General features: G+C 61.3%; 18 protein-coding genes. 6 read left to right on the top strand and 12 right to left on the bottom strand.

The genetic code is table 11. The features are described 5' to 3' along the window. Nucleotides 1-66: 66 nt before the first annotated feature. Together PSH76_RS30120 and oadA are read left to right on the top strand one after the other, a co-directional pair. A complete protein-coding gene (locus PSH76_RS30120) occupies nucleotides 67-1,482 on the top strand; it encodes an acetyl-CoA carboxylase biotin carboxylase subunit (RefSeq protein ID WP_003195732.1) in 1,416 nt (471 codons plus the stop codon). Between the two features lie 11 nt (nucleotides 1,483-1,493). After that, nucleotides 1,494-3,302, top strand: a complete 1,809-nt coding sequence (gene oadA, locus PSH76_RS30115; RefSeq protein ID WP_003195730.1) for a sodium-extruding oxaloacetate decarboxylase subunit alpha — start codon at nucleotides 1,494-1,496, stop codon at nucleotides 3,300-3,302. Between the two features lie 84 nt (nucleotides 3,303-3,386). On the opposite strand, the gene PSH76_RS30110 is transcribed toward oadA, so the two are convergent. Both PSH76_RS30110 and PSH76_RS30105 read right to left on the bottom strand, forming a co-directional pair. Continuing rightward, nucleotides 3,387-4,688: an autotransporter domain-containing protein gene (locus PSH76_RS30110; RefSeq protein WP_305493380.1), complete on the bottom strand. Its 1,302-nt coding sequence runs from the start codon at nucleotides 4,686-4,688 to the stop codon at nucleotides 3,387-3,389. A 109-nt stretch (nucleotides 4,689-4,797) separates the two neighbouring features. Next, nucleotides 4,798-7,764, bottom strand: a complete 2,967-nt coding sequence (locus tag PSH76_RS30105) for an autotransporter domain-containing protein (RefSeq protein WP_305493379.1) — start codon at nucleotides 7,762-7,764, stop codon at nucleotides 4,798-4,800. A gap of 223 nt (nucleotides 7,765-7,987) precedes the next feature. Here PSH76_RS30105 and PSH76_RS30100 point away from each other — a divergent pair, with 223 nt between their 5' ends. Together PSH76_RS30100 and PSH76_RS30095 are read left to right on the top strand one after the other, a co-directional pair. After that, nucleotides 7,988-9,328 (top strand): type II toxin-antitoxin system HipA family toxin, encoded by a 1,341-nt coding sequence (locus PSH76_RS30100; protein ID WP_305494506.1) that lies wholly within the window; start codon nucleotides 7,988-7,990, stop codon nucleotides 9,326-9,328. After that, nucleotides 9,325-9,603 (top strand): helix-turn-helix domain-containing protein, encoded by a 279-nt coding sequence (locus PSH76_RS30095; RefSeq protein ID WP_305493378.1) that lies wholly within the window; start codon nucleotides 9,325-9,327, stop codon nucleotides 9,601-9,603. The genes PSH76_RS30100 and PSH76_RS30095 overlap by 4 nt, the downstream gene beginning before the upstream one ends. 3 nt (nucleotides 9,604-9,606) lie before the next feature. On the opposite strand, the gene PSH76_RS30090 is transcribed toward PSH76_RS30095, so the two are convergent. Next, nucleotides 9,607-10,377: an amino acid ABC transporter permease gene (locus tag PSH76_RS30090; RefSeq protein ID WP_014720547.1), complete on the bottom strand. Its 771-nt coding sequence runs from the start codon at nucleotides 10,375-10,377 to the stop codon at nucleotides 9,607-9,609. Next, on the bottom strand, nucleotides 10,374-11,195 hold the full coding sequence (locus tag PSH76_RS30085; RefSeq protein ID WP_098950004.1) for an ABC transporter substrate-binding protein: 822 nt from the start codon (nucleotides 11,193-11,195) through the stop codon (nucleotides 10,374-10,376). Before PSH76_RS30085 ends, PSH76_RS30090 begins: the two co-directional genes overlap by 4 nt. 114 nt (nucleotides 11,196-11,309) lie before the next feature. On the opposite strand from PSH76_RS30085, the gene PSH76_RS30080 reads away from it, so the two are divergent. Then, nucleotides 11,310-12,212 (top strand): homocysteine S-methyltransferase family protein, encoded by a 903-nt coding sequence (locus PSH76_RS30080; protein WP_032894439.1) that lies wholly within the window; start codon nucleotides 11,310-11,312, stop codon nucleotides 12,210-12,212. 196 nt (nucleotides 12,213-12,408) lie between these two features. Here PSH76_RS30080 and PSH76_RS30075 read toward each other — a convergent pair whose 3' ends face one another. Genes PSH76_RS30075 through PSH76_RS30065 form a run of 3 tightly spaced genes read right to left on the bottom strand, consistent with a single transcriptional unit; the run spans nucleotide 12,409 to nucleotide 14,172 of the window. Continuing rightward, nucleotides 12,409-13,080 carry a GNAT family N-acetyltransferase gene (locus PSH76_RS30075; protein WP_305493377.1) on the bottom strand — a complete coding sequence of 224 codons (672 nt, stop codon included), beginning with the start codon at nucleotides 13,078-13,080 and terminating at the stop codon, nucleotides 12,409-12,411. A 10-nt stretch (nucleotides 13,081-13,090) separates the two neighbouring features. Then, nucleotides 13,091-13,537 carry a GNAT family N-acetyltransferase gene (locus PSH76_RS30070; protein WP_047712112.1) on the bottom strand — a complete coding sequence of 149 codons (447 nt, stop codon included), beginning with the start codon at nucleotides 13,535-13,537 and terminating at the stop codon, nucleotides 13,091-13,093. Next, nucleotides 13,534-14,172, bottom strand: coding sequence for an FMN-binding negative transcriptional regulator (locus PSH76_RS30065; RefSeq protein WP_098950008.1), 639 nt, complete (start codon nucleotides 14,170-14,172; stop codon nucleotides 13,534-13,536). The genes PSH76_RS30070 and PSH76_RS30065 overlap by 4 nt, the downstream gene beginning before the upstream one ends. 87 nt (nucleotides 14,173-14,259) lie before the next feature. On the opposite strand from PSH76_RS30065, the gene PSH76_RS30060 reads away from it, so the two are divergent. After that, the gene (locus PSH76_RS30060; RefSeq protein ID WP_305493376.1) at nucleotides 14,260-15,798 is read left to right on the top strand and encodes a PLP-dependent aminotransferase family protein; all 1,539 of its coding nucleotides are present in this window, start codon (nucleotides 14,260-14,262) and stop codon (nucleotides 15,796-15,798) included. A 6-nt stretch (nucleotides 15,799-15,804) separates the two neighbouring features. On the opposite strand, the gene PSH76_RS30055 is transcribed toward PSH76_RS30060, so the two are convergent. From PSH76_RS30055 to PSH76_RS30035, 5 genes are all read right to left on the bottom strand, one after another. Next, the gene (locus PSH76_RS30055; RefSeq protein ID WP_305493375.1) at nucleotides 15,805-16,332 is read right to left on the bottom strand and encodes a hypothetical protein; all 528 of its coding nucleotides are present in this window, start codon (nucleotides 16,330-16,332) and stop codon (nucleotides 15,805-15,807) included. Further along, nucleotides 16,272-20,414, bottom strand: a complete 4,143-nt coding sequence (locus PSH76_RS30050; protein WP_305493374.1) for a dermonecrotic toxin domain-containing protein — start codon at nucleotides 20,412-20,414, stop codon at nucleotides 16,272-16,274. The genes PSH76_RS30055 and PSH76_RS30050 overlap by 61 nt, the downstream gene beginning before the upstream one ends. A gap of 177 nt (nucleotides 20,415-20,591) precedes the next feature. Then, on the bottom strand, nucleotides 20,592-21,683 hold the full coding sequence (locus PSH76_RS30045) for a polyamine ABC transporter substrate-binding protein (RefSeq protein ID WP_305493373.1): 1,092 nt from the start codon (nucleotides 21,681-21,683) through the stop codon (nucleotides 20,592-20,594). Next, nucleotides 21,680-22,714, bottom strand: coding sequence for a histone deacetylase family protein (locus PSH76_RS30040; RefSeq protein WP_305493372.1), 1,035 nt, complete (start codon nucleotides 22,712-22,714; stop codon nucleotides 21,680-21,682). The genes PSH76_RS30045 and PSH76_RS30040 overlap by 4 nt, the downstream gene beginning before the upstream one ends. 127 nt (nucleotides 22,715-22,841) lie before the next feature. Further along, a complete protein-coding gene (locus PSH76_RS30035) occupies nucleotides 22,842-23,834 on the bottom strand; it encodes an AraC family transcriptional regulator (protein ID WP_278915024.1) in 993 nt (330 codons plus the stop codon). Nucleotides 23,835-23,847: the final 13 nt, after the last annotated feature.

Below are 23,847 nucleotides of genomic sequence, written 5' to 3'. Positions count from 1 at the left end.
TTTGGTCACGCGCCGGCCCGGCTGCAACGGGTCGAAGCACGCAAATCGGCTCAAGGGAATTTCCAAGTGATAAAAAAGATCCTGATCGCCAACCGTGGTGAAATTGCCGTACGAATCGTGCGTGCCTGCGCCGAGATGGGCATTCGCTCGGTCGCGGTTTATTCGGACGCCGACCGCCATGCGTTGCACGTCAAGCGTGCCGACGAAGCCCACAGCATCGGTGCCGAGCCCCTGGCCGGCTACCTGAACCCGCGCAAGCTGGTGAACCTGGCGGTGGAAACCGGCTGCGATGCGCTGCACCCCGGCTACGGCTTCCTGTCGGAAAATGCTGAGTTGGCAGACATCTGTGCCGAGCGCGGCATCAAGTTTATCGGCCCTTCGGCAGAAGTGATTCGCCGCATGGGCGACAAGACCGAAGCGCGCCGCAGCATGATCAAGGCCGGTGTGCCGGTCACGCCGGGTACCGAAGGCAACGTCGCCGATATCCATGAAGCCCTCACCGAAGGCGACCGCATCGGTTACCCGGTGATGCTCAAGGCCACCTCCGGTGGCGGTGGTCGTGGCATTCGCCGTTGCAACAGTCGCGAAGAACTCGAGCAAGCCTTCCCCCGCGTGATTTCCGAAGCCACCAAGGCCTTCGGTTCGGCGGAAGTGTTCCTGGAAAAATGCATCGTCAATCCCAAGCACATCGAGGCGCAGATCCTCGGTGACAGCTTTGGCAACGTGGTGCACCTGTTCGAGCGTGATTGCTCGATCCAGCGTCGCAACCAGAAGCTGATCGAAATCGCCCCCAGCCCGCAACTCACCCCGGAACAGCGCGCCTACATCGGCGACCTGTCGGTGCGCGCGGCCAAGGCTGTGGGCTACGAGAACGCCGGCACCGTGGAGTTCCTGCTCGCCGAGGGCGAGGTGTACTTCATGGAGATGAACACGCGGGTGCAGGTGGAACACACCATCACCGAAGAAATCACCGGCATCGATATCGTTCGTGAGCAAATCCGCATCGCCTCCGGCCTGCCGTTGTCGGTCAAGCAGGAAGACATCCAGCACCGGGGTTTCGCGTTGCAGTTTCGTATCAACGCCGAAGACCCGAAGAACAACTTCCTGCCAAGCTTCGGCAAGATCACCCGTTACTACGCCCCTGGCGGCCCCGGCGTGCGTACCGACACGGCGATCTACACCGGTTACACCATCCCGCCGTTCTACGACTCCATGTGCCTGAAACTGGTGGTGTGGGCGTTGACCTGGGAAGAAGCCATGGACCGCGGCCTGCGTGCCCTGGACGACATGCGCCTGCAAGGCGTGAAGACCACCGCCGCCTACTACCAGGAAATCCTGCGCAACCCGGAATTCCGTAGCGGCCAGTTCAATACAAGCTTTGTGGAAAGCCACCCTGAGCTGACCAACTACTCGATCAAGCGCAAACCCGAAGAGCTGGCCCTGGCCATCGCCGCCGCCATCGCCGCCCACGCAGGCCTGTGAGGAATATAACAATGAGCAAGAAGATCTTCGTAACCGACACCATCCTGCGCGACGCCCACCAATCGTTGCTGGCCACCCGCATGCGCACCGACGACATGCTGCCGATCTGCGACAAGCTCGACAAAGTCGGCTACTGGTCCCTGGAAGTCTGGGGCGGCGCGACCTTCGACGCCTGTGTGCGCTTTCTCAAGGAAGACCCGTGGGAGCGCCTGCGCCAACTGCGCGCCGCGCTGCCTAACACACGCCTGCAAATGCTGCTGCGCGGCCAGAACCTGCTGGGCTACCGCCATTACAGCGACGACGTGGTCAAAGCCTTCGTGGCCAAGGCGGCGGTCAACGGTATCGACGTGTTCCGCATTTTCGATGCAATGAACGACGTGCGTAACCTGCGCGTGGCCATTGAAGCGGTCAAGGCCGCTGGCAAGCATGCCCAGGGCACCATCGCCTACACCACCAGCCCGGTGCATACCGTTGAGGCGTTCGTGGCCCAGGCCAAGCAATTGGAAGCCATGGGCTGCGACTCCATCGCGATCAAGGACATGGCTGGCCTGCTCACGCCCTACGCCACTGGCGAGCTGGTCAAGGCACTCAAAGCCGAGCAGAACCTGCCGATCTTTATCCACTCCCACGACACCGCCGGCCTGGCCGCGATGTGCCAACTCAAGGCCATCGAAAACGGTGCCGACCATATCGACACGGCCATCTCCAGCTTTGCCTGGGGCACCAGCCATCCGGGCACCGAGTCGATGGTCGCGGCCCTTAAAGGCAGCGAGTTCGACACCGGCCTCGACCTGGAACTGCTGCAAGAGATCGGCCTGTACTTCTACGCCGTGCGCAAGAAGTACCACCAGTTCGAAAGTGAATTCACCGCCGTCGACACCCGTGTGCAAGTCAACCAGGTGCCGGGCGGGATGATCTCCAACCTGGCCAACCAGCTCAAAGAGCAAGGCGCTCTGAACCGCATGAGTGAAGTGCTGGCCGAGATCCCGCGGGTCCGTGAAGACCTCGGCTTCCCGCCACTGGTAACGCCGACCTCGCAGATCGTTGGCACCCAGGCGTTCTTCAACGTGCTGGCTGGCGAGCGCTACAAGACCATCACCAACGAAGTGAAGCTTTACCTGCAAGGCGGTTACGGCAAGGCACCAGGCACGGTGAACGAAAAACTGCGCCGCCAGGCCATCGGCAGCGAAGACGTGATCGACGTGCGCCCGGCGGATTTGCTCAAGCCGGAAATGACCAAGCTGCGCGGCGAAATCGGCGCACTGGCCAAGTCCGAAGAAGACGTGCTGACCTACGCCATGTTCCCGGACATCGGGCGCAAGTTCCTCGAAGAGCGCGACGCAGGCACCTTGGCTCCTGAAGTGCTGTTGCCGATCCCGGAAGCGGGCGGCGTGGCCCGTGCTGGCGGCGAAGGCGTACCGACCGAATTCGTTATCGACGTGCACGGCGAAAGCTACCGCGTGGATATCACCGGTGTCGGCGTGAAGGCCGAAGGCAAGCGCCACTTCTACCTGTCCATCGACGGCATGCCGGAAGAAGTGGTGTTCGAACCGCTCAACGAGTTTGTCAGCAGCGGCGGCAGCAAGCGCAAGCACGCGACCGAACCGGGCCATGTCAGCACGGCGATGCCGGGCAATATCGTTGATGTGCTGGTCAAGGTCGGCGACGTGGTCAAGGCCGGCCAGGCCGTGCTGATTACCGAAGCCATGAAGATGGAAACCGAAGTGCAGGCAGCGATTGCCGGCAAGGTGAGCGCTGTACATGTGGCCAAGGGCGACCGGGTGAACCCTGGCGAAATCCTGATTGAGATCGAAGGCTGATCACAGCCTTCGAAACTAACGTTTAATCCTCGGGGGGGCAGGTGCTCCCCTTTTTTTTCGCCTGCAATTCAGGCGTTCACGGGCTTAGAAGCTCATTTTCCACTGGCCCATCAGGCCTTGGTCGTGGCCATGGTTGCCGGCTTGGCTGGTATAGGTCAGGCCGACGCTGTGTTGGGTGGACAAGGCAAGGTCCAGGCCCGCTTGCAAGTCAAAGCTATCGCGGTCCAGGGCGGTGCCGGTGATGGTGTAACCGTCGATCAGGCCCGGCGCATAGCGCGAGGTTTGGCGGACCTGGCTGTTGACGTCGCCGTAGAGGTGTTTCCAGCTCGTGCTGAGGTGGGGCGTGAGGCTCATGTTGTTGTCGAAGCGATACAGCGTTGCCAGGCGCAGGCCAAAGGTGCTGTTCAGGTTTCGCTGGGTTTGTGGGCCGACGTTCAATGCGGTCACGCCGCCGCTCTCTTTGAAACGGTCGCGCTGATAGCGTTGGTAGCCGAGGCCGACGAAGGGTTCGACAGTGGAATCACCGCTGCCCAATTGATAGCCCAGTTCGGAGAACAGGGTCTGGCTGCTGGCGTTGTATTTGCTTTTGAGCGAGTCGTGGTAATTGAGCAGGCTGACGCTGCGTTTGTTCTGCCCGGCATGGTTGCTGTAGATCGCCCCCAGGCGCAGGGCGAAGGGGCCGTCCTGGCGCACGGCGTAGCCGCCCAAGTGCCAGCTGTCCAGGTCGGCGGCATAACGCGGGGCATCCAAGCGGCTAGAGGTCTTGGCGCCCATGACACCCACCCGCCAGGCATGGTCGACCGCCCAGTCGGCGCCCAGCAACAGGCCTTGGGTATCGTGTTTCAAGCCGGCGCTACCGTGTTGTGCGTCTAGGCTGCCGCCGTTGCCCAGGCCTTGCACCCAGAAGTGGCCGTCGTCGTCAGTAGGCAGTGTGCGCAGAGTGGCCAGCAATTGGCGGCTCAGGTGCTGGGTGGTGGCCTGGGTTGCGGTGGCCAAGTTGGCGTTTTGGCTGGCGGCCAGTTGCTCAAGGGCCGCGCCGATCCCTCCAGGTTGCTTGCTCAATTGTTCGAGCGATTTTTGCAGGTCCTTGAGGTCTTCCGCGTCCAACTCGCCGGAGGCCACCAGTTGAATCACTGCCGGCTCCAGCACCTTGGCGACTTGCAGGCCGTTGTGCGAAGTGGCCTGCTGAGTGAGGAACCCGTCGAAGGGCGGTGGAAGGGGCGGCGCTTCGAACTGGGGTATAAATACTCCGCTATAGTCGGCGGCGTCATAGGGATAGCTGCCGTAGGGCTTGTATTCAATATCGCCGCGCGCATGGGCTGGCTGAAAACTGGCGGCCACTGCCAAGCTGATGACGATTGCGATTCTTTGAAGTGTAAAGGGCATGAATTCCCAACCTCTGATGAATGAGGCCGGGAATTTAGGCGAGGCGCGAGGGGATAACTGTCAGCCTATCGACCGCTGATGTGCGGGAGTTGTCTCTAGTACGGTGCGATTAAAAACTCATCTGCCATTGGCCGGTCAGCGCATGGTTGCGGCTGTTGCTGCCCACTTCGCCGGTATAGCCCAGGCCCAGGCGATGACGGGCGGATAAGCCTACGTCCAGGCCTGCTTCGAGCAACAGGCTGTCGCGGTCCAGGGCGCTGCCTTGCACATTGAAGGCGGTGCCACCGGCCAGGAAAGCCTGGCGTGTGGTGCTGTCGACATCGCCATAGGTGTGCTTCCAGCCAACGCTGGCACGAGGTGTGAGGCTGACGCCGTTGTCCAGCTGGCTCAGGTGCGCCAGGCGCAGGCCGAAGGTGCTGCTGAAGTTGTCCTGGGTCTGGCCCTCGACGTGCAGCGCAGCGGCGCCGCCTTTTTCGTTATAGCCGTCGCGCTGGTAGCGCTGGTAGCCGAGGTTGGCGAACGGTTCTGTGCTCAAGCGACCGCTGCCCAGGGCGTAGCCCAGTTCCGCAAAAGCCTGCTGGCTGTTGGCGTCATAGTCGCCTTTGGGGCGGTCGTTAAAACCGTTGAAGGCCACCGTGCGTTTACTGTCGCCCTGGTGCCCGCTGTAGGCCGCACCCAGGCGCAACGCCAATGGGCCGCTCTGGCGCAGGGCATAGACGCCGGCGTGCCAGCTGTCGACGCTGCCGTCCACACCGGTGGTGTCCAGGTCGGTCTTGGAGTAACCGCCCAGCACACCCAGGCGCCAGTCGCCGTCCAGTGCCCAATCGGCACCGAGCACTGTGCCTTTGGTGCGTTGGGTCAAGCCGTTGCTGCCGTGCTCGCCATCGAGCTTGCCGTAGCTGCCGATGCCTTGCAGCCACAGTCGGCCACGGGCGTTCGGGTCATTGAGGTTGCGCACCTCGGCGGGCACGCCGGTGGCGGCCAGTACCGGCGTATCTTTGTCATTGAGCCCCACCAGCAGTCCCGCACCGCCGCCCACCTGGTGCATGGCGGCGAGCATGCTGTTGCCCACTTGCGCACTGGCATTGAGGGTGGCGCTGGTGAGGTTGGCGGTGCTACTGCCCGCCAGTTGCTCGATAGCGGCACCGGCTGTGGCGGTGGTGGTATTGAGCAGGGCGTTGTACAGCGGGTTGTTCGTGCCCAGGCCTGCCAGGCTGTTGGCGGCGTTGGCGCCATTGCCGGTGCTGGCGAATTGGTTGAAGGCGATGTCGTTACGGGTGTACGTAAGGCCGACCTGGGTGGGGCTGTAATCCAGGGTTGGGGTCAGGAAGGCGTAGTCGCTGGTGACCTTGCCAAACGTGCCATTGATGCTGCCGGCTTGCAGCACGCTGTAATGGCTTTGCCAGGGGTAGGTGCCTTCGTCGGGGTTGACCGCCAGGGTCGCGCCATTGAGGTAAGCGGTGCCGCCGACCTTGATCGGCGCGCTGCTGCCGTCGGCGTTGACGCCATAGGCCAGGGTCGAGCCGCTGCCCATGCGCAAGTCGCGGTTGATGCTGGCGGTGCCCAGCGCGGTGTTGGTCTGCAGGGTGCCGTTCACCACCAGGCTGCCCACCGAGCCGCCGCCGGCATACACACCGCCTGTGTCGACCGTCACGTCCCCGACAATGCCGCCTTGGTTGACCAGCTTGGCACCGCTGGAAATCTCGCCGCCGTCGCTGAAATCACCTTGGCCGGTCAACGTCCAGGTGCCTTGCTTGACGTTCAGCCGTTCGAGGTTGCGGCTGTCGCCAAAACTGCCACCGGCGACGTCGTCCAGGGTCAGTCGGTCGTAACCGCTGCCGCCGTCCACCGCGCCGATAAAGCGGCTACCGTTGCGCAAGATCAGATTGTCATCGCCGCCGCCCAAATCCAGGGCCAGGCCATTACTGCCGCTGATGGTGCCGCTGTTGATGACCGTATCGGCATAGTTGCCGACGAACTTCACGCCAAAGCCATCCAGGCCTTCAATCGTGCCGTGGTTTTCCAGGGTGGTGGCCGCGAGCCCCGGCCCGTCGCTGCCGTCGTCCACCAAGATGGCATTGTTGGCACCACTGACCAACGCGCCTTTGGCGTTGTAGAGAGAGCCACCGCCCAGGGCGATCCCTTCGCTGCCGTTGGCAAAGCCGTTCTTGTCGACACCCCCGGCGCCGACACCCTGGATGACGCCGTAGTTTTCGATATGGGCGATCTTGTCGATGTCCACGCCGTCACCGTCGCCATCCGGTTGCAGCCCGGAGAACGCGCCGGTGATGGTGCCGTGGTTGATCACAGTGCCGTCGCCATCGGAACCAAAGCCCGAGCCGTTGCGACCGATCACCGTGCCGTAGTTGGTCAGCGTGGCGCCCTCGTCCGTGGTGATGCCATGGCGGCCACCGGAAATCAGACCGTAGTTGGTGACCGTCACGCCGCTGGCGGAGTCGATGTCCACGCCATCGAACTTGTCATCGCGGGAGAAGGTGTTGCCGGTGGAGATCTCACCGTAGTTAGTGATAGAGGCGTTGGCGCCGGTCTTCATGCCGTCGCTGGCCTCCCCGCGAATCAAGCCACCGGCACGGTTGATGATCGTGGTAGTGACGTTACTGCTGCGCAGCGCATCCAGGTCCAGCCCTTGGCCGGTGGCCGAGCGAAGGGTGCCGCTGTTGTCGATCAGCACGCTGCCGCTGGCGAAGTTACTGTTGATGCGCAACGCATCATTGGCGCCTTGAATCACCCCACCGGCAAGGTTGTAAATGCTGTACCTGCGCTCCCCGCTGACACTGCCCGAACTGTCGATACCCCGGCCGCCAGTGGAGGCCAGCTTGCCCGCGTTGGTGACTACCACCCCCTCACCGCGGGTGCCGTCCTTGAGCGTCACCGCTACCCCGGAAGTTGTAATGCTGCCAGGCGCCGACGTGGTCAACGTATCACTGCCACCCAGGGTTTGCCCCTGGGTAGTAGGTGTGTCGATCTGCAGGTTTTTTGCTGCGGCGGCTTCAATGAAACCGCCGCTGGCCAACAGGGTGATGGCGAGCGCGAGGCGTTGAGGAGACGGGGGCATGCTGGACGACCTTGTTATGGCAAGCGAGTCGATTGGTATAGCGCAAGGTCGTTGCAGAAATGTGGCGCAGTGATGACGGTTAAGCCGTTTGCATTAAATTGCATATTTTCAGGTATTTTCCCTCGATATCTGCATTTTAATGCGTATATAAAGGCTCGTCATTCGTAGGATATGCACTATATTGCATGTGTCGCTCTCATCACTGCTTAGCAGGTGCACTAAATTGCAGAAAGACACCGCTTACTCTTTGACGCTGCAGATTTTCACCGCCGGGCACTGGCATGATGCTATGCGGCTTGAATTTCCTGAACCGCAACGGGGTTTTGTCGGGCCCTGCAGGTTTCATTACCGCCAGGATTATCTGGTCGATCACCTCGAAGAGATCCAGCAACCTTTCTGCACCGCTGTCAGTGCCCGGTTCCCGCTGGATTGGGACGTGACAGTGCTCAAGTCAGCCCCCGCTTTTTTGCACGATATCGCGCCAGCCGGCGCGGCCAAGCGTTTTTTGATGCAGCGTCTTGGTCGTGAGAAACCCCAGGCCATCGATGACGATTTGTTCTTGCTGGGGCGCAGTACGCCGGCACCGATTGGCAACATGCGGATCAAGGAGTCCATCCAAGCCCTGGGCGGTGAAACACCGATGGGATTTGCACGACATGAGGTCGTCAGTCGCGACAGCCGCTTCCTGGAATATGCCTATGAACAAGGTGCTGCCATCGGCGGTGCGACCGGAGCAGGGGGCGAGGCACCGAAATTATTGATGACCCAAGGTACCGATGGCTTGTTGTACCCAGATGCGATTCTGAATGACGCTGACGTCGCTCAGCACTGGTTCATCAAGTTCGCGCGCAACCAGGCTACGCAGACTGATCAAGATATCCTGCGAAGTGAGTACCACTATTACCGGGCGCTTGAGTCTCTTGGCATCGAAACGGTCGCCACCCAAGGGCTGGCGCTGGAAGAGGCGACAAAACCCAGCCTGTGGATGCATCGTTTTGATCGCAGGCTGGGTGAGGGCGGTGTTGAACGGCTGGCCGTCGAGTCGATCTATTCCTTGGCCGGTGTAACCACCCCTGGCAGCTACATGGATCATCTGGAGGTGGTGAGGCTGTTGGTCGATCAATGGCGAGCAGTGGGCCAAGAGGCCCAAATCGCAGATCTGGTCGCAGAGTACCTGCGCCGGGATTTGCTGAATAAAGTGCTGGGTAATTCCGATAACCACGGCCGCAATACATCGATCATCCGCGAGCCCAAGGCGCTGCGCCTGGCCCCCATTTATGATTTGGCACCCATGGTAATGGACGCTGAAGCCGTCACTCGAACCACCAAATGGCCCAAACCCTTGGAAATCGCCGGGGATATCAATTGGCGAGCGGTATGCGAGGCTCTGGCCGACCTCGTCGACCCCGAGCAAAGCTTTGAACGCCTGCGACAAACAGCCGAGCACCTGCGTGCATTACCGGATCTTCTGGTGACCAGTGGCGTGCCCGCTGTGACCTTGAATCACCCCAGCATCCCATTGGGCAAACTGGACCTGCGCCTCAAGCAGTGGGGGTTGAGATGACTACCAGCATGGACGCCCGTGCGTTGTTGATCGACAGCGTCGAACAAGGCTTGGCCGATGGCTCGCTCGAGCTGGGCGCCGCCGTGCGCCGCCTGCGCACCGAAGTGACCGGCCTGCACCAAAGCCAGTTCGCCAGAATGTGCAAAATCTCGGTGCGCACTCTGGTGCATATCGAACATGGCGAGGGCAACCCAACCCTGAAATCGCTGAATGCTGTGTTTCGGCCTTTCGGTTTGCAGATGGGCGTGATCAAGGTGCGGCGCGACAGGCCCTGACCTTCAACCGCGCCGCACGTAGCCCTTGCCGAAATGCCGCTCCATGCGCGCCTGGATCAATTCCAGCCCCAGGGACATCACCCAATAAATGATCGCCGCCGTCGTGAGCATCTCGATATAGCGGTAGCTTGAGCGGCCATAGGACTGCGCCAGAAACATCACTTCCCACACACCCATCACCGAGATCAGGGAGGAGTCCTTGAGCATCGAGATGAACTGGTTGGTGGCCGGCGGGATGATGGTGCGCATGGCCTGGGGCAGGGTCACGTGCCAGAAGATCGCCCTGTCGCGCATGCCTAGGGCCAGCGCAGCCTCGCGTTGGCCATGGGGCACGCCGAGGATGCCGGCGCGGAAAATTTCACTCAGGTAGGCGCCGTAGTTCAGCGACAGCGCGATGATCCCGGCGACGATGGCGCCTGGCACCAGCCCCAGTTGCGGCAGGCCCAGGTAGATCAACAGGATCTGGATCAGCAGCGGTGTGCCGCGAAAGAACGAGGCGTAGAAACTGGCGATGCCGAACGCCACCGCACTTTTGGACAGGCGCCCCAGCGCGGTGATAAAGCCCAGCACCGATGAGGCGACAATGGCGCACAGGCACAAGAACAGTGTCAGCGCCGCACCTTGCAGGAAGCCGTTGGGCGCAAGGTGCAGGCCGACCAGGTTGGGCAGCTTGTCGAGGATGATCGAGAACTTCAGGTCAAAGCTCAGGAAGAAACTCGCAAACAGGGCGAACAGTGCCGCCCAGGTCAGGTAAAGCCGTAGGCGAAAACTCATCGGCTGATATCGGCGCCGATCCATTTTTGCGACAGCGCGCTCAAGGTACCGTCCTGCTTGAGCTGGGCGAAGACCTCACGCACTTTGCTGTCCCACTGCGGGTCGCCTTTCTCGATGGCCACCGAGTTGGGCTCCGAGTACAGCGGCGCACCGGCGAGCTTGAAGCGCTTGTCCTGGGTCAGGCGCGGCTGCGCGGTGACCAGGTTGGTGAGGATCGCATCCAGGCGCACGCCAGCACCCAGGCCCAGGTCCTGGAATGCCACGTTGTCGGTGTCGTACGGGGCGATCTGCACCTCCTCGAACGGGTACTGCAATTGCGTGTCTTCAGCGCCTTCGATCACCAGGTTCTTGTTCAGGTAGCTTTCGTAGCTGGAGGCGCTGGTGAGGCCGACTTTCTTGCCGCTCAGGTCCCGGGCTTCGTGGATGCGATCGTCCTTGGCATTGACCACGATCACGGCCGGCGAAGCGTAGTACTCCACCGGGAAGTCGAACACCTCGGCGCGTGCCTTGCTTGGGGTCATGGAGCAGATGCAGATATCGTAGCGCCCGCTCCAGCGGCCGGCGGCGATCACGTCCCAGGACGGGGTTTCCAGGCGCAACTTCACGCCCAGTTTTTGCGCCACGGCCTTGGCCACGTCCACGTCGAAACCGTCGAGCTGGTTCTGGTCATTGAGAAATGAAAACGGCGGGTAGCTTTCCATCAGCACGCCGACCAGTTCTTTTTTCTGCTCGACACGATCCAGCGTGGCACCGCCAAAGGCTTGGGTTGAAGCAGCCAACATCGTCAGGCCCAGGGCCAACAGCGGTCTGAATTTCAAAATCGAACACCTGAATAAAAAAGAGGTTGTTATTAACCGAACGGTACGCATTAAATAGTTATAAGAACGACTCTCATAGTGAGTTATTTTCATAAGCATATGAGTAAAAAGCATATGGGCGCAGTAAGCACAGTAATTCTCGATGGCGGCATGGGCCGTGAACTGCAACGCCGTGGCGCGCCGTTCCGTCAGCCGGAATGGTCGGCACTGGCCTTGAGCGAGGCGCCACAAGCGGTGGAGGCGGTGCACGCGGCCTACATCGACAGTGGCGCCAATGTGATCACCAGCAACAGTTACGCGGTGGTGCCGTTCCACATTGGCGAAGCGCGGTTTGCCCAAGAAGGCCAGGCGCTGGCCGCGTTGGCCGGTGAGTTGGCGCGACGGGCGGTGCAAGCCTCCGGTAAAGCCGTGCAGGTCGCCGGCTCACTGCCGCCGCTGTTTGGCTCTTATCGCCCTGATCTGTTCCAGGCCGAGCGCGTCAGTGAGTTGCTCACCCCGTTGGTGAACGGCCTGGCCCCGCATGTAGACCTGTGGCTGGCGGAGACCCAGAGCTCGATCGCTGAAGCACGGGCGATTCATGCCGGTCTGCCTAAAGATGGCAAGCCGTTCTGGCTGTCGTTTACCTTGAAAGACGAAGACACCGACGAGGTCCCGCGCCTGCGCTCCGGCGAACCGGTGGCGGACGCAGCCGAGGCGGCGGCGCAACTGGGCGTGCAGGTATTGCTGTTCAACTGCAGCCAGCCGGAAGTGATCGGCGCGGCCATTGATGCGGCGCGTGCAACCTTCGAACGACTGGGTGTAGCGATTCAGATCGGCGCCTACGCCAACGCCTTCCCACCGCAACCCAAGGAAGCCACGGCCAACGATGGCCTGGACCCGTTGCGCGACGACCTCGACCCGCCGGGTTACTTGCACTGGGCGGCAGATTGGCAGGCACGCGGCGCCAGCCATTTGGGCGGTTGCTGCGGCATCGGGCCGGAGCATATTGCGGTGCTGGCCCAGCGCCTGGCCGACTGATTCAGCGCTAGTCAAACCTGTGGGAGGGGGCTTGCCTAGGTAGGAGCGAGCAAGCTCGCTCCTACAGATGTGAGTTAAGGCTTTTTTGTAGGAGCGAGCTTGCTCGCGAAAAACTCATAGGCGCCGCGTTTATTCAGGCAGCACGCGTTATCGTTGACGTTTCTCGCGAGCAAGCTCGCTCCTACAGAGTTGAGTGTTAATTGCGACACTCTGTGAGTGTCTTCAGTTGGCCCGAACCACTCTGGTTCTCCTCCGACAACCACGCCTCAAACCCGGCACCGACCTTCGGCCATTCCGAATCCAGGATCGAATACCACGCCGTATCGCGGTTCTGTCCCTTGACCACCATGTGCTGGCGGAACACCCCTTCAAAACTGAACCCCAATCGCTCGGCTGCGTACTTGGAACGTGCGTTGCCGTTGTTGCACTTCCACTCCAGCCGACGGTAGCCCTGCTCGAACGCATACTTGGCCAGCAGGTACACCGCTTCGGTGCTTTTCGGCGAGCGCTGCATCGGTGCGCCGAAGGTGACGTGGCCGATTTCGATACGCCCTTGCGCCGGGACGATGGACATCAGGCTGAGGATGCCCTGGACCTGGCCCGTGGCGCGGTCGATCACGCTGAAAAAGTACGGGTCGTTGTGGGCGGCGTGGTTGTTCAGCCAGGCATCGAAGGCACTGCGCTCGGTGAACGGGCCGTAGGGCAAATAATCCCACAGCTTCGGGTCGGCTCCTGGACCTTCAAGGGCTTGCCACAGTTGGTCGGCATGGCGCGCCGGGTCAAGCTTTTCCAGGTGGATAAAACGCCCTTCAAGCAGGTGCGCGGTGGGCGCCGGGGCGCCTTTCCAGTCGGCGAGGGAAGTAGTCATGCTGCGCTCCTTAGAGACCTTTGCGAAATTGAATGAAGCCTGGGCGTTCGGCGATGCGCTCGTAGAGCTGGATCGCGGTGGCGTTGGTCTCGTGGGTCAACCAGTGCACCTTGCAGCAGCCATCGGCCTTGGCGGTGGCGTAGACGAATTCAATCAATTGGCGACCCACGCCGGTGCCTCGTTGTGCCGGGTCTACCAGCAAGTCCTGCAGGTAGCAGGAGTTCTCGATGCTCCAGTTGGAGCGATGGTAGATGAAGTTGACCATGCCCACCGCCTTGCCGTCCTGCCAGGCCAGTGCCGAATGAGTCGGCTCGCTGGGGTCTATCAGGCGTTGCCAAGTGCTCTGGCTGACGGCGTCCGGCAGTTCGGTGTTATAGAACTTCAAGTACGCCTGCCACAGCGGCAGCCAGGCGGCGTGGTCAGCCGCTGTAACCTGGCGAATGTCGATCAAGCTCATTCTGAAACTCCTTGGGGAATAAAGCGGGCCAGGGTCTGGTCGCGTACATCGGCACTGGCGGCCAGGCCGTCACGCACACCGGCCATGTCGGCCGCGCTGCGGTTCTGGCTGAGTTTGCGTTTGCCCACCAGGCGCTCGATCGGCAGGGCGAAGCCGACGATGGCCTTGAGCATGCCGTCAATGTAGTCCGCCGGTGCGTCGCTGACACGCCAGGGTTGGGCGCGGCCGCTTTCATGGCGGTCGGTGAGGGCGGTGACCACCTTGAGCAAGCGCTCGGCGTCGCTGAACACCTCAGGCGTGCCATAGGCGTGCACGGCGATGTAGTTCCAGGTCGGCACCACTTTGCCGTGCTCGGCCTTGGCGGGGTAAAACGCCGGGCTGATATAGGCGTCGGCACCGGCGAAGATCACCAGCGCCTCACTGCCATTTTGCAGCTCGCGCCATTGTGGGTTGGCCTTGGCCAAGTGGCCGTACAGCGTGCCGTTGGGGCCTTCATCGGGGTTGAGCAGCAAGGGCAGATGGCTGGCTTGCAGGCCGTTTTCACCCAGGGTGATCAACTGCGCCAAACGAGTGTGCTGGATCAGTTGCTGGATTTCGGGCAAGTCATCGAGAGCAAAGGCGCGGGGTGTGTACATGGAAATTTTCCTTGGCGAATGCCTGCATCCTAGGCAGGCTATTGGTTCGTTGTAAGAGCCATCTAGCGCTATTTTCATAGGTCCAATATGCCGCCCATTTCGCCGCCGTTGTCCTTCAACCCCGCCGGTATCGAGTTGGACCGCCGCCAGGGGCTCACGCGCCAACTCTATGAGGCCCTGCGCCAGCGGGTGCTGGATGGGCGACTGGTCAGTGGCACGCGGTTGCCCGCAACCCGAGATCTGGCGGCGGCCTTGTCGATTTCCCGCAACAGCGTGGTACGCGCCTACGATCAGCTGTATGCGGAAGGGTTTATCGAGAGCCGGGTAGGTGATGGCACCTACGTTGCCCAATTACCGATGGCCAAAAAACTATCCACAAAAGTATCCACAGGGTTGTCAACAGGCTTATCCCCAGGCTTATCCACAAAATGGGCGAATTTACCCGAAGATTTGGACGATGAAGTTATCCACAGTGCCGGGTTGGCGCGGGTAAAAGACCATCACTTGCCCCAGCCGCCTGTGGGGCCGCCTCGGGCCTTTCGCGTGGGTGTACCGGCCTTTGATCTGTTCCCGTTTGAGGTTTGGGCCAAGCTTAATGGGGCGTTCTGGCGCAAACCCGACCTGGAACAGCTGTGCTATGGCGATCCGGCAGGTGACGGCCGTCTGCGCGGTTTGATCGCCGCGTACCTGCGCAGCTCGCGCGGCATGCAATGCACGGCTGAACAAATTGTGATCACCAGTGGCGCACAGCAGGCCATCAGCCTTTGTGCACAGTTGCTGGTAGAGCCTGGGGACGGCGTGGCGGTGGAAAACCCCGGTTACCGCGCGGCCGGCCATGCATTCGCGTTGGCCGGCGGGCGACTCCATGGCGTGCCGGTCGACGGCGAGGGCATGGATTGCCAAGTGCTCGGTACTCTCAATGACTGCCGTGTGGCGTATGTCACGCCTTCCCATCAGTACCCGCTGGGGGTGGTGATGAGCCTGGCACGGCGCCTGGAATTGCTGGCCTGGGCCGAACGTTCAGGCGGCTGGATCGTGGAGGACGATTACGACGGCGAGTACCGCTACAGCGGCGCGCCGCTGTCACCGTTGGCTGCGCTGGATCGCAATGGCCGCGTGCTGTACGTCGGCACCTTCGGCAAGGTGGCGTTCCCGGCGTTGCGCCTGGGTTACCTGGTGTTGCCCCCGGGCCTGGTGCAAGCCTTCACCCGGCGCCGCGCCGTGGACGTGCGCCACTCCGAAGTCAGCACCCAGGCGGTGATGGCCGAGTTTATGGCGGCGGGGCATTTCCAGCGCCACATTCGCCGCATGCGCCGCGCCGCATTGAGCCGACGCAATGCCTTGCTGGCCGGTTGGCCCGGTGGCTTGCCCGGCGTCGGGCCCTTACCCAGTGTTGCGGCCGGGCTGCACATGACGGTGCGCGTGGAAAGCCTGGCACGTGAACAGGTACTGCTCGCCCAGGCCCATGCCGCAGGTGTCGAAATCAACGGCCTGAGCAGCTATTGGTTGGCAGGCGCCAGCCCACCTGCGGACCAGCGTGCCGGCCTGGTGATGGGGTTTGCTGCCGTGCCTGAAGCCGACATCGCACAAGCGCTGGCACGTTTGCATCAGGCGTGGTTGCCGTAAAGACGTTCAGGTGTTGAAGAACAGCGACTTGGCCAGTGGCTTGCCGATCTTGCGGCGGTGAATCTCGATGATGTCCCAGTCATTAGGGCCAGTGCGTTGATGGGACCCCCCGAGCCCTTGTTGTTCGCGAGTCTTGAGGTGGTCTGCGGTGAAATCCTCAAGGGCGGCATCCTTCGTCCCATAGTGAAAGTGCGCGTACCACAACACCCTGCCGCTCTCTTTATCGCGAATCTCGTACTCGTCCAGATAGCCCTTGTTGGGCCCCTTGAGTGCGCGGCGGCTCACGACCTTGACGATGCGGATCAAGCCTTGGCTATGCAGCCACTCCACGCGCTCGGCAGTGGGTGCTTGATGTTTGACCATCTCCAGGTAGGTTTTTTTGCCGAGCCGATAAAACCGTTGTGCCGCTTCGTTGAGCTTGCGGTTGGTCGAGGCGGCGGAAGTGTGATCGCTCTCGGTAAGGTTGCGGCGAGTCAGGGCCTCTTCAATGTTGTTGGATGCGCTTTCAAGCCTCCTGGCATAGGCATTGAACATGTCTTGAATGTCCTGCGGTGCGTGCCAGGGCTTCCTGGAGAACCCCTGGTTTTTGCGGATTTCAGTCTGTTCTCCATCCAGTAGCGTTTGCCCGCGTTGATGCTGGTGTCCAGGTCAACGGAGGCCGGCGCAGGTGGCTGTGACGAGGTTTTTTGCCGTTTGACCCACACGCCGGGCGCCTTTTCATGGAACGTGGCGATCACTTTGCCGGTGACGCCGGCCTTGATGTCCACCAGGCTGCTGTCGGCTTCACGCGGTTCGCCCATCACCAGGCCGTGATGGCGTGTCTTGATGACTTTGCGCCGTGGCGGGGGCTCGGCCTTTGAGGTGCCGGGCTTGGGTTCCAGAGCTTTTTTCTGGCGCAGGAGGTAAGCCAGGTCGCGCACGGCCCGCTGGCTGAATTCGCCAATCTGCTGGCGTAGGCTTTCCAAGCGAGGCTTGAGCAGGTACCGCGGGTAATCGGCATGCAGGTCCAGCAGGCGCTGATCGGCGCTGGAAAATTGCTCAACCAGGCTGTCCAGGACGTCAATGCGTTCATCCAGCGACGTACCGTTACCGCGCTCCACGATCTCAACGAAACTTTCGACGTTGAGTTCGGCGGTATCGACGACCTGGCCCATTCGCTCGCGCAGTGTGGCTGGGATCTGGCTTTGCGCTTCGTCGATACACAGGTAGCGGCCCAAGCTGATATCCAGCGCCTTGAGTTCGATAAGCGTGAACGAGGGCAATGATTCCATGGTTTTACGAATGACGGCTGCGCCTTCATCTCCCAGGGCTTTGAGATCGCCGAAACGCTCGTTGATGAACGCCAGGCGCTCGATGATCCCCCTGTTCAGAGTGGACAGGTTTTGTGCGCTTTGTGCCTGGTCCTGATAGTTAATATCTGCCTCGGCTTCAAGGACGGGCGACGACGACAGCAGCGCCTCCTTGTAGCTCACCAGTTGCTGTTCCAAGGCAATCTGAGTCAATTGCACTTGTTGCTTCAGGTAGCCGCTCATGTTGCTCTGGTAGGTGGGCACCGCGTCGATGATGCTCAAGGACTTCAACTGGTTGATCGCTTCGTCGTATTCGACCAGCCGGCCATCGACTTTATCGAGGAACGCACTTCGCTGTTGGTCGGTGGAAGGGCCGGCAGCGGCGTCCAGCGCGGGCTTGGATTCAAGCACGTCCAGTTGTTTGCTGGCGGCGACCGCATCGAAAGCGTTGAGCGAAGTCTTGAGCGCCGAAATGCGCGCAGGCTGATCGACCTTGACTGCCCGTCGACGGTTTCGAAGGCCCCCACCGCGCAGTCGCAGCCGCACATCCACAAACCACTGGCCCGCCAGGTTGCCGATCAGCGGTGGGCCGGTGCGCGATGGGGTGTTCGGGTCGATGACGATGACGCTGTCATTGTCGTCGACCATCACCTCGAACCAACGCTTGCCCACCGGGGCATACCACTTGTCTGCAAGCGCATAGAGATTCAGGTGGCGACCGGGGGTTTTGTTCTGTTCGCCCAGTGCCTCAGGTTTGGTCACGCTGAAGCTGTCGAGTGTGCTGGCCAGGCCCAGGTGGCTATGACTCAGGGCCCCGCTGATGTGCACCGGGCCTTGATGCTTGGCGGGTACTTGGCTGTCGGGAATATTGGCTTGTTGATCTGCGCTGAATGTTGCCTCGGGCACCGCAGGCTTATCTATCGTTTGGAGGGCGGTTGATTCGGATTCGGTCTCGACCTTGGGCGCCTCGAAATGCTCCAGTGCGCTAGGGTGGCGCAGAGCGATGTGCAGGGTCAGCGCCATGCCCAGGTTGAGGAATACGTCCACCAGCGCTGTCCAGGACGCGGGCGAGTCGTCCTTGTTCACCGCTTCCTCGGCGGCTTGCAGGTCGTCCATGATTTGCCAGATCCAGGCGGCGACGCCAAGGGTGCGGCCCATGAACGGCAATGCGGCATTGAATATCTGCCAGCCGGCATGTCGAAAGGTCGCCCAGCGCTTTTGCACGTTGGACACCGATTGGCGGGTTGCCAATTCGACCAGGGCATTGGCATTGGCCTTGAACAGCGTGGCCAGTGTGTCATTGCCCACTTCTTCATCGGTCAGCGTGATCGGGCCGCTCATGTACAGCACGGTCAGGGGCTCGACCAGCGCACGCACCACCGTCCAAGGCGACGGCAAGGTGTCGGGAAACACGTATTGGGCGTAATTGAACCGTTGTGCCTCGGGCAGCCAGGCCAAAACCGATTCGCGCAACGATCGTTCATGTTTGATGGCGTACAGCAGGTTTTGCCGCGACGCAAATTGCAGCAGCGCCGGTTCAAGCAGGGGCCGATAGAGCACGCAGGGGCCAGCGTCGGACTGTCGTGGGCCGATCACGAACATATTGGCGACCCCGTCTTGTTCATGCCCAGGGCGCAGGGTGGGCACGAACGCCAGGCAGCGGATGACGATGGGCTGCCCGTCCACCTGGCGCTCATGTTCCTCGGTACGCATCACCGCGGCGACATAGCGGTAACCGCGTTCATCGATACCGCCCTGTTGGCGAATCTTCATCTGCAGGGCCAGCAGCGGCAATTGCACCTGCAAGTGGCTGGTGTAGAGCTGCTGTCGTCGGCTGGATTGCTGCGGGTCCTCGAGGAGTTTCTGTTTGACCAGGGCAGGGTAGTACTGGCCAATATCGATGTCTTCGATTACGTCTTTCAGGTAGCCGTAGGTCAGCCAGTCGGGTACGCCGTTGTCCTTGCCGTTGTAGTGCACCGTGGTATTGCCGGTGGGCAGGCCGGTGAGGTTCTCCAGGGCCAGGTCGATCAGGCTGCGACGGGTAATGTCCACGGCATCGGGGATGATAAAGGTGCCCCACAGGACCGGGCTCTCGATGACGATCTCGATCTTGTCCAGGTTCAGGTGCGCGTTCTCTTTCGGAGCACGGATGCGGCTTTGCAACTGGGTTCGCGCATAGTCACGAATGGCTGGAATGCCGTCCTGGAACGTCTCGCCTTGGTAGTGGGTGTGCAGGTGGGCCAGGTCGATCAGGTAGCGGCTGTGGGCGGCGGTATCGGAGTCTGATGCCGACGCCAGCCAGTTGGGAAGTTGTTGGTGAATGTCGCGGATACTCGACAGTTGATGATCGCTCATCTCTTCAATGCTGGGCACGATGCTCACCACGCCGGGGGCACGGGGTTGTTCCCGCACATCCGTCTCGCCGAAACTGGCAATCACCTGTATTTGCAGCGAAATCAGGATGCAGGCCAGGGCATCGAAGAAGTTGCCGTCGGGTTCATACAGGCGCCATTGCAAGGTGGTGTTTCGTTCTGGAGCACTCAGCCTGGCGGGCAACGAGGCACCGAACGCGGCCAATGATTTGAACGTTTCATACCCACTGACCAATGAGTAAGTGAGGACCATCTGGCGCTTCTGGTACTGGCCCACTAACACGGTGATGTCCAGAAAGTTCACGTGGGTGGATTGACCCTCTGCCAGGATATCCACATCAACCAGGTAGGCATGACTGTTGTAAGGGTCTTTGCGTGAACGCTTGGCCCGGTCGGGTTCCTGAAACACCGTGCGCGCCATGGCGCATTCGTGTTCATCCAAGCCTTGCTCTTCGGTGAGGTTCCATACTTTGCGCAGGGCGTTGGAGAAGGACTGCCAACGAGGGCCGGCGGCGCCGTTGGACGCGTTCCAGAAGTCCAATTGCTGTTCTTGGAACGCAGTGAACAACAGGCCGGACAGCTCGTTGATCAGGCGTGCGATGGCGTCGATTTTCGCGGCCAGGTGGACAGGTGCCGCAGCATTGGGCTGCAGCGTCAGGAAGTGTTGGCCGTCAATGTAGGTGACTCTGTCGTTGGACAGCGCCTGACGCGCGAGCACCGACGTGAGCGATTCGACAAGCGCTGGGGCGCGTTCGACAGCCTCGCCGATCACCTCCCATTGAGGGCTGACCACCACCGCCAGGTCGGGGTCGATATTCAGCGTGGGATACAGCTCTTTGAGTGCCGAGCGCAGTGTGGTGGCGGCCACTTCACGGGTGGTGGGGCCAGTGGTCAGTTGGGTGAGCAGTTCATAGGTCGTCGGTGGGCGGTGGTTATTGGCGATGTCATTGGGCATGCGCAGCTCCTCTGCATTCGATGGCCCGGACGGGCTTCAGGAATGGGCAAGGTAGCGAGCGCCATGGCGGTGAGGGCGGTAGATACGTCGAGGCGCAGCTGCTCAGTGCTGCAAGGGTGGCGAGGGCGCAAGCGGCCCTCGTTTTAAAGAAAAACGTCCAATCAGAGAACCGGTGCGTTACTTCCCGGATTTGATCTTGGTCCAGGCCCGCGTCCTGGCGCGTTCGGCTTTGCTGTCCAGGGGCTTGAGGGTGTAGAGCGTGGCCATGGCCGCGTCGGTCGGGTACAGGTTGGGGTTGTTGCGAATGGCCGGGTCGACCAAACCGCTGGCGTCCTTGTTGGGGTTGGGGTAACCGACAAAGTCGCTGATCGGCGCGATGACGTTGGGTTGCAGCAGGTAGTTGATAAAGGTGTAGGCATCGCCCGGGTTTTTAGCGCCTTTGGGAATGGCGAGCATGTCGAACCAGATCGGCGCGCCTTCCTTGGGCAGGCGCATGTCCACGGTCACGCCATTCTTGGCTTCCTTGGCGCGGTTGGCGGCCTGGAAAAAACTGCCGGAGTAGCCCACCGCCACGCAGATATCGCCGTTGGCGATGTCGGCCATGTATTTGGAGGAATGAAAGTAGGTGACGTACGGGCGGATCTTCATCAACAGCGCTTCGGCCTTGTCGTAGTCCTTGGGGTTGCTGCTGTTGGGGTCCAGGCCCAGGTGCTGCAAGGCCAGGGGCAGGATTTCCGAGGGCGAGTCCAGCAGGGCGACGCCGCATTGCTTGAGCTTGCTGATGTTCTCTTCCTTGAAGATCAGGTCCCAACTGTCCACGGGCGCGTTGTCGCCCAGGGCGGCCTTGACTTTGGCGGGGTTGAAGCCGATCAGGATGGTGCCGTACATGTAGGGCACGGCGTACTGGTTGCCGGGGTCGTTGGCTTCGATCAGCTTCATCAGCTTGGGATCAAGGTGGTTCCAGTTGGGCAGTTGGCTGCGGTCCATCGGCTGGAACACGCCGGCCTCGATCTGCTTGGCCAGGAACACGTTCGAAGGCACCACCACGTCATAGCCGGAGTTGCCGGTGAGCAACTTGGCTTCCAGCGCTTCGTTGGTGTCGAAAATGTCGTACACCAGCTTGATCGACGGGTGCTGGGCCTTGAAGTCTTCCAGCGCCTTGGGCGTGATGTAGTCGAACCAGTTGTAGACCTTCAGGGTTTTTTCTTCGGCCTGGGCTGCGCCGCTGACAACCACGGCGCACAGGGCGAGCGACTTGAGCATGTTCATTGGGCTGCTTCCTCGAAACCTTCCAGCACGTTGACGGCATTGATGCCGATTTCTTCCACCGCGTAGCCGCCTTCCATCACGAACAGCGTGGGTTTGCCCAGGCGGGCAATGCGTGCGCCCATGGCCAGGTAGTCCGGGCTGTCGAGCTTGAACTGCGAGATAGGGTCGTCCTTGAAAGTGTCCACGCCCAAGGACACCACGATGATGTCGGCGGCGTAGCGCTCGATCTCGGCGCAGGCCTGTTCCAGCGCGGCGCTCCAGGCCTGCCAGCCGGAGCGTGCTGGCAACGGATAATTGAAGTTGAAACCAACCCCTTCGCCCTCGCCATGCTCATCGTCATAGCCGAGGAAGAACGGAAACTCCGCCTCCGGATGGCCGTGAATCGAGGTGAACAGCACGTCGTTGCGCGCGTAAAAAATCGACTGCGTGCCGTTGCCGTGGTGGTAGTCCACGTCGAGGATCGCGACCTTTTTACAGCCCTGGTCAAGGAATGCCTGGGCTGCGATGGCCGCGTTGTTGAGGTAGCAATAACCGCCCATCAAGTCGCTGGCGGCGTGATGCCCCGGTGGGCGGCACAGGGCGAAGGCACTGTGGGCGCCTTGCGCGATGGCGGCCTGGGCCGTGAGGGCCACTTGCGCTGCGCTGTAGGCCGCTTGCCAAGTGCCGGCGGTGATCGGCGCGCCACCGTCGAAACTGTAATAGCCCAACTGGCCGTGCAGGCTGGTGGGCAGCACGCGGCGCAACGTGCGCGCCGGCCAGGTGTAGGGCAGCAGGTCGCCGTCCTGGCCGTATTCGGTCCAGCGCTGCCAGGCGTCTTTGAAGAAGTCGAGGTAGTCGCGGCTGTGGATACGTTGCAGCGGCGCCAGGCCGAAATCATGCGGCGCCTGCACCGGCCCCAGCTCCCGCTCTTTGACGCGTTGCAGTACATGGTCGGCGCGCGAGGGCATTTCGAAGCAGGGCATCAGTTGCCCGTCCATCAGCTCACAACGGCCATGGTGCAAATGATGATCGTCCGAGTAGATCGTCAGCATGTTGTTGTTCTCCAAAGGCTCAGGGGTATGCCATGCAGTGTTGCCAGACGCCGGGGTTTGGAGAACGGCAGGAGCGGCCAAAAGGGGATCGATATGGCCAATGTGTTTGTCCGCTATTCGCCCCTTGCTAGGGCCTGAACTGACTCGGCGCCACACCGCTCCAGCGCACGAACGCATGCCTGAAGCTGGCGGTCTCGCTGAAGCCCAGTTGTTCGGCGATGCGGTAGATCGGCAGTTCATCCTCCCCCAGTAACTGCTTGGCGCGTTCGAAGCGTAGCTCGTCGAGCAACTCCTGATAGCTGCACCCCAGATCATGCAAATGCCGGCGCAGGGTGCGTGCCGAACAGTTCATTTGCCCTGCCAGTCCATCCAGGCCCGGAGCGGCATTTAATTGCGCGGCCAGTAACAGGCGCACGCGCCCCAGCCAGGCCTGGCGACCGGTGAACTCGGCGTTCTGCCGACGGCAGCGTTCCACCATGGCGCAGTGGGTGACGGCATCGGCCAGCGGCAGGGGCTGGTTGAGCCAGTCACGGTCGAAGGCAAAAGCATTAATCGGGGCGCCAAATTGCAGCGGGCAGTCGAAGCGTTCGGCGTAGCGTGCTCGATAGTCGGGCGCGGGGTATTCAAAGCGTGCACCGAGCAATGGCAACGGCTGGCCGAGCAGGTCGTCGCAGATGACTTTCAGCGAGAGCAGGCAGAACTCGACATTGAAGGCGCGCAGGGCTGGGTCTTCGCGATAGTCGCTGGCGCGGAACCAGACGCGCTGGTCGTCCTCTTCCAGGCTCAGTTCAAAAAGTGTTCCCAACAGCGCCGGGTAGCGCAGGGCCAGGCGCAAAGCGTCACCGAAGGTGGCACTGGTGAGTAGCGCATAACCGAGCATGCCGTAGGACGACACATGCATGCGCCGGCCCAGTTCCAGGCCGATGTCCCGACGCAACGCCACGGCATTGGCGCATACACGCATTTCCTGATGAGTGGTAATACGCGTGTCGGCGCGGCTCAGGTCGGCACTGGCGATGCCACTGCCAGCCAGCAGGGTCTGGCTGGGTATGCCGTCGGGCTTGAACGTCTCCAGGATCAGCGAGACCGCATTGAGGGTGGTCAGGTGTGAATGCAGCATGATGGAGTCCAGC

This window comes from Pseudomonas sp. FP215, from assembly GCF_030687795.1.
In the GTDB taxonomy this organism is placed as follows: domain Bacteria; phylum Pseudomonadota; class Gammaproteobacteria; order Pseudomonadales; family Pseudomonadaceae; genus Aquipseudomonas; species Aquipseudomonas salmasensis.
Note: the sequence above shows the minus strand (reverse complement) of the source record. Positions and strands in the feature narration are given on the sequence as shown.

What these genes read in the sequence shown, in the direction of transcription:
- oadA (WP_003195730.1), top strand. Translation starts at nt 1,494, where the DNA reads ATGAGCAAGAAGATCTTCGTAACCGACACCATCCTGCGCGACGCCCAC.
- PSH76_RS30110 (WP_305493380.1), bottom strand. Translation starts at nt 4,688, where the DNA reads ATGCCCTTTACACTTCAAAGAATCGCAATCGTCATCAGCTTGGCAGTG.
- PSH76_RS30105 (WP_305493379.1), bottom strand. Translation starts at nt 7,764, where the DNA reads ATGCCCCCGTCTCCTCAACGCCTCGCGCTCGCCATCACCCTGTTGGCC.
- PSH76_RS30095 (WP_305493378.1), top strand. Translation starts at nt 9,325, where the DNA reads ATGACTACCAGCATGGACGCCCGTGCGTTGTTGATCGACAGCGTCGAA.
- PSH76_RS30090 (WP_014720547.1), bottom strand. Translation starts at nt 10,377, where the DNA reads ATGAGTTTTCGCCTACGGCTTTACCTGACCTGGGCGGCACTGTTCGCC.
- PSH76_RS30080 (WP_032894439.1), top strand. Translation starts at nt 11,310, where the DNA reads ATGGGCGCAGTAAGCACAGTAATTCTCGATGGCGGCATGGGCCGTGAA.
- PSH76_RS30075 (WP_305493377.1), bottom strand. Translation starts at nt 13,080, where the DNA reads ATGACTACTTCCCTCGCCGACTGGAAAGGCGCCCCGGCGCCCACCGCG.
- PSH76_RS30070 (WP_047712112.1), bottom strand. Translation starts at nt 13,537, where the DNA reads ATGAGCTTGATCGACATTCGCCAGGTTACAGCGGCTGACCACGCCGCC.
- PSH76_RS30065 (WP_098950008.1), bottom strand. Translation starts at nt 14,172, where the DNA reads ATGTACACACCCCGCGCCTTTGCTCTCGATGACTTGCCCGAAATCCAG.
- PSH76_RS30060 (WP_305493376.1), top strand. Translation starts at nt 14,260, where the DNA reads ATGCCGCCCATTTCGCCGCCGTTGTCCTTCAACCCCGCCGGTATCGAG.
- PSH76_RS30055 (WP_305493375.1), bottom strand. Translation starts at nt 16,332, where the DNA reads ATGTTCAATGCCTATGCCAGGAGGCTTGAAAGCGCATCCAACAACATT.
- PSH76_RS30050 (WP_305493374.1), bottom strand. Translation starts at nt 20,414, where the DNA reads ATGCCCAATGACATCGCCAATAACCACCGCCCACCGACGACCTATGAA.
- PSH76_RS30045 (WP_305493373.1), bottom strand. Translation starts at nt 21,683, where the DNA reads ATGAACATGCTCAAGTCGCTCGCCCTGTGCGCCGTGGTTGTCAGCGGC.
- PSH76_RS30040 (WP_305493372.1), bottom strand. Translation starts at nt 22,714, where the DNA reads ATGCTGACGATCTACTCGGACGATCATCATTTGCACCATGGCCGTTGT.
- PSH76_RS30035 (WP_278915024.1), bottom strand. Translation starts at nt 23,834, where the DNA reads ATGCTGCATTCACACCTGACCACCCTCAATGCGGTCTCGCTGATCCTG.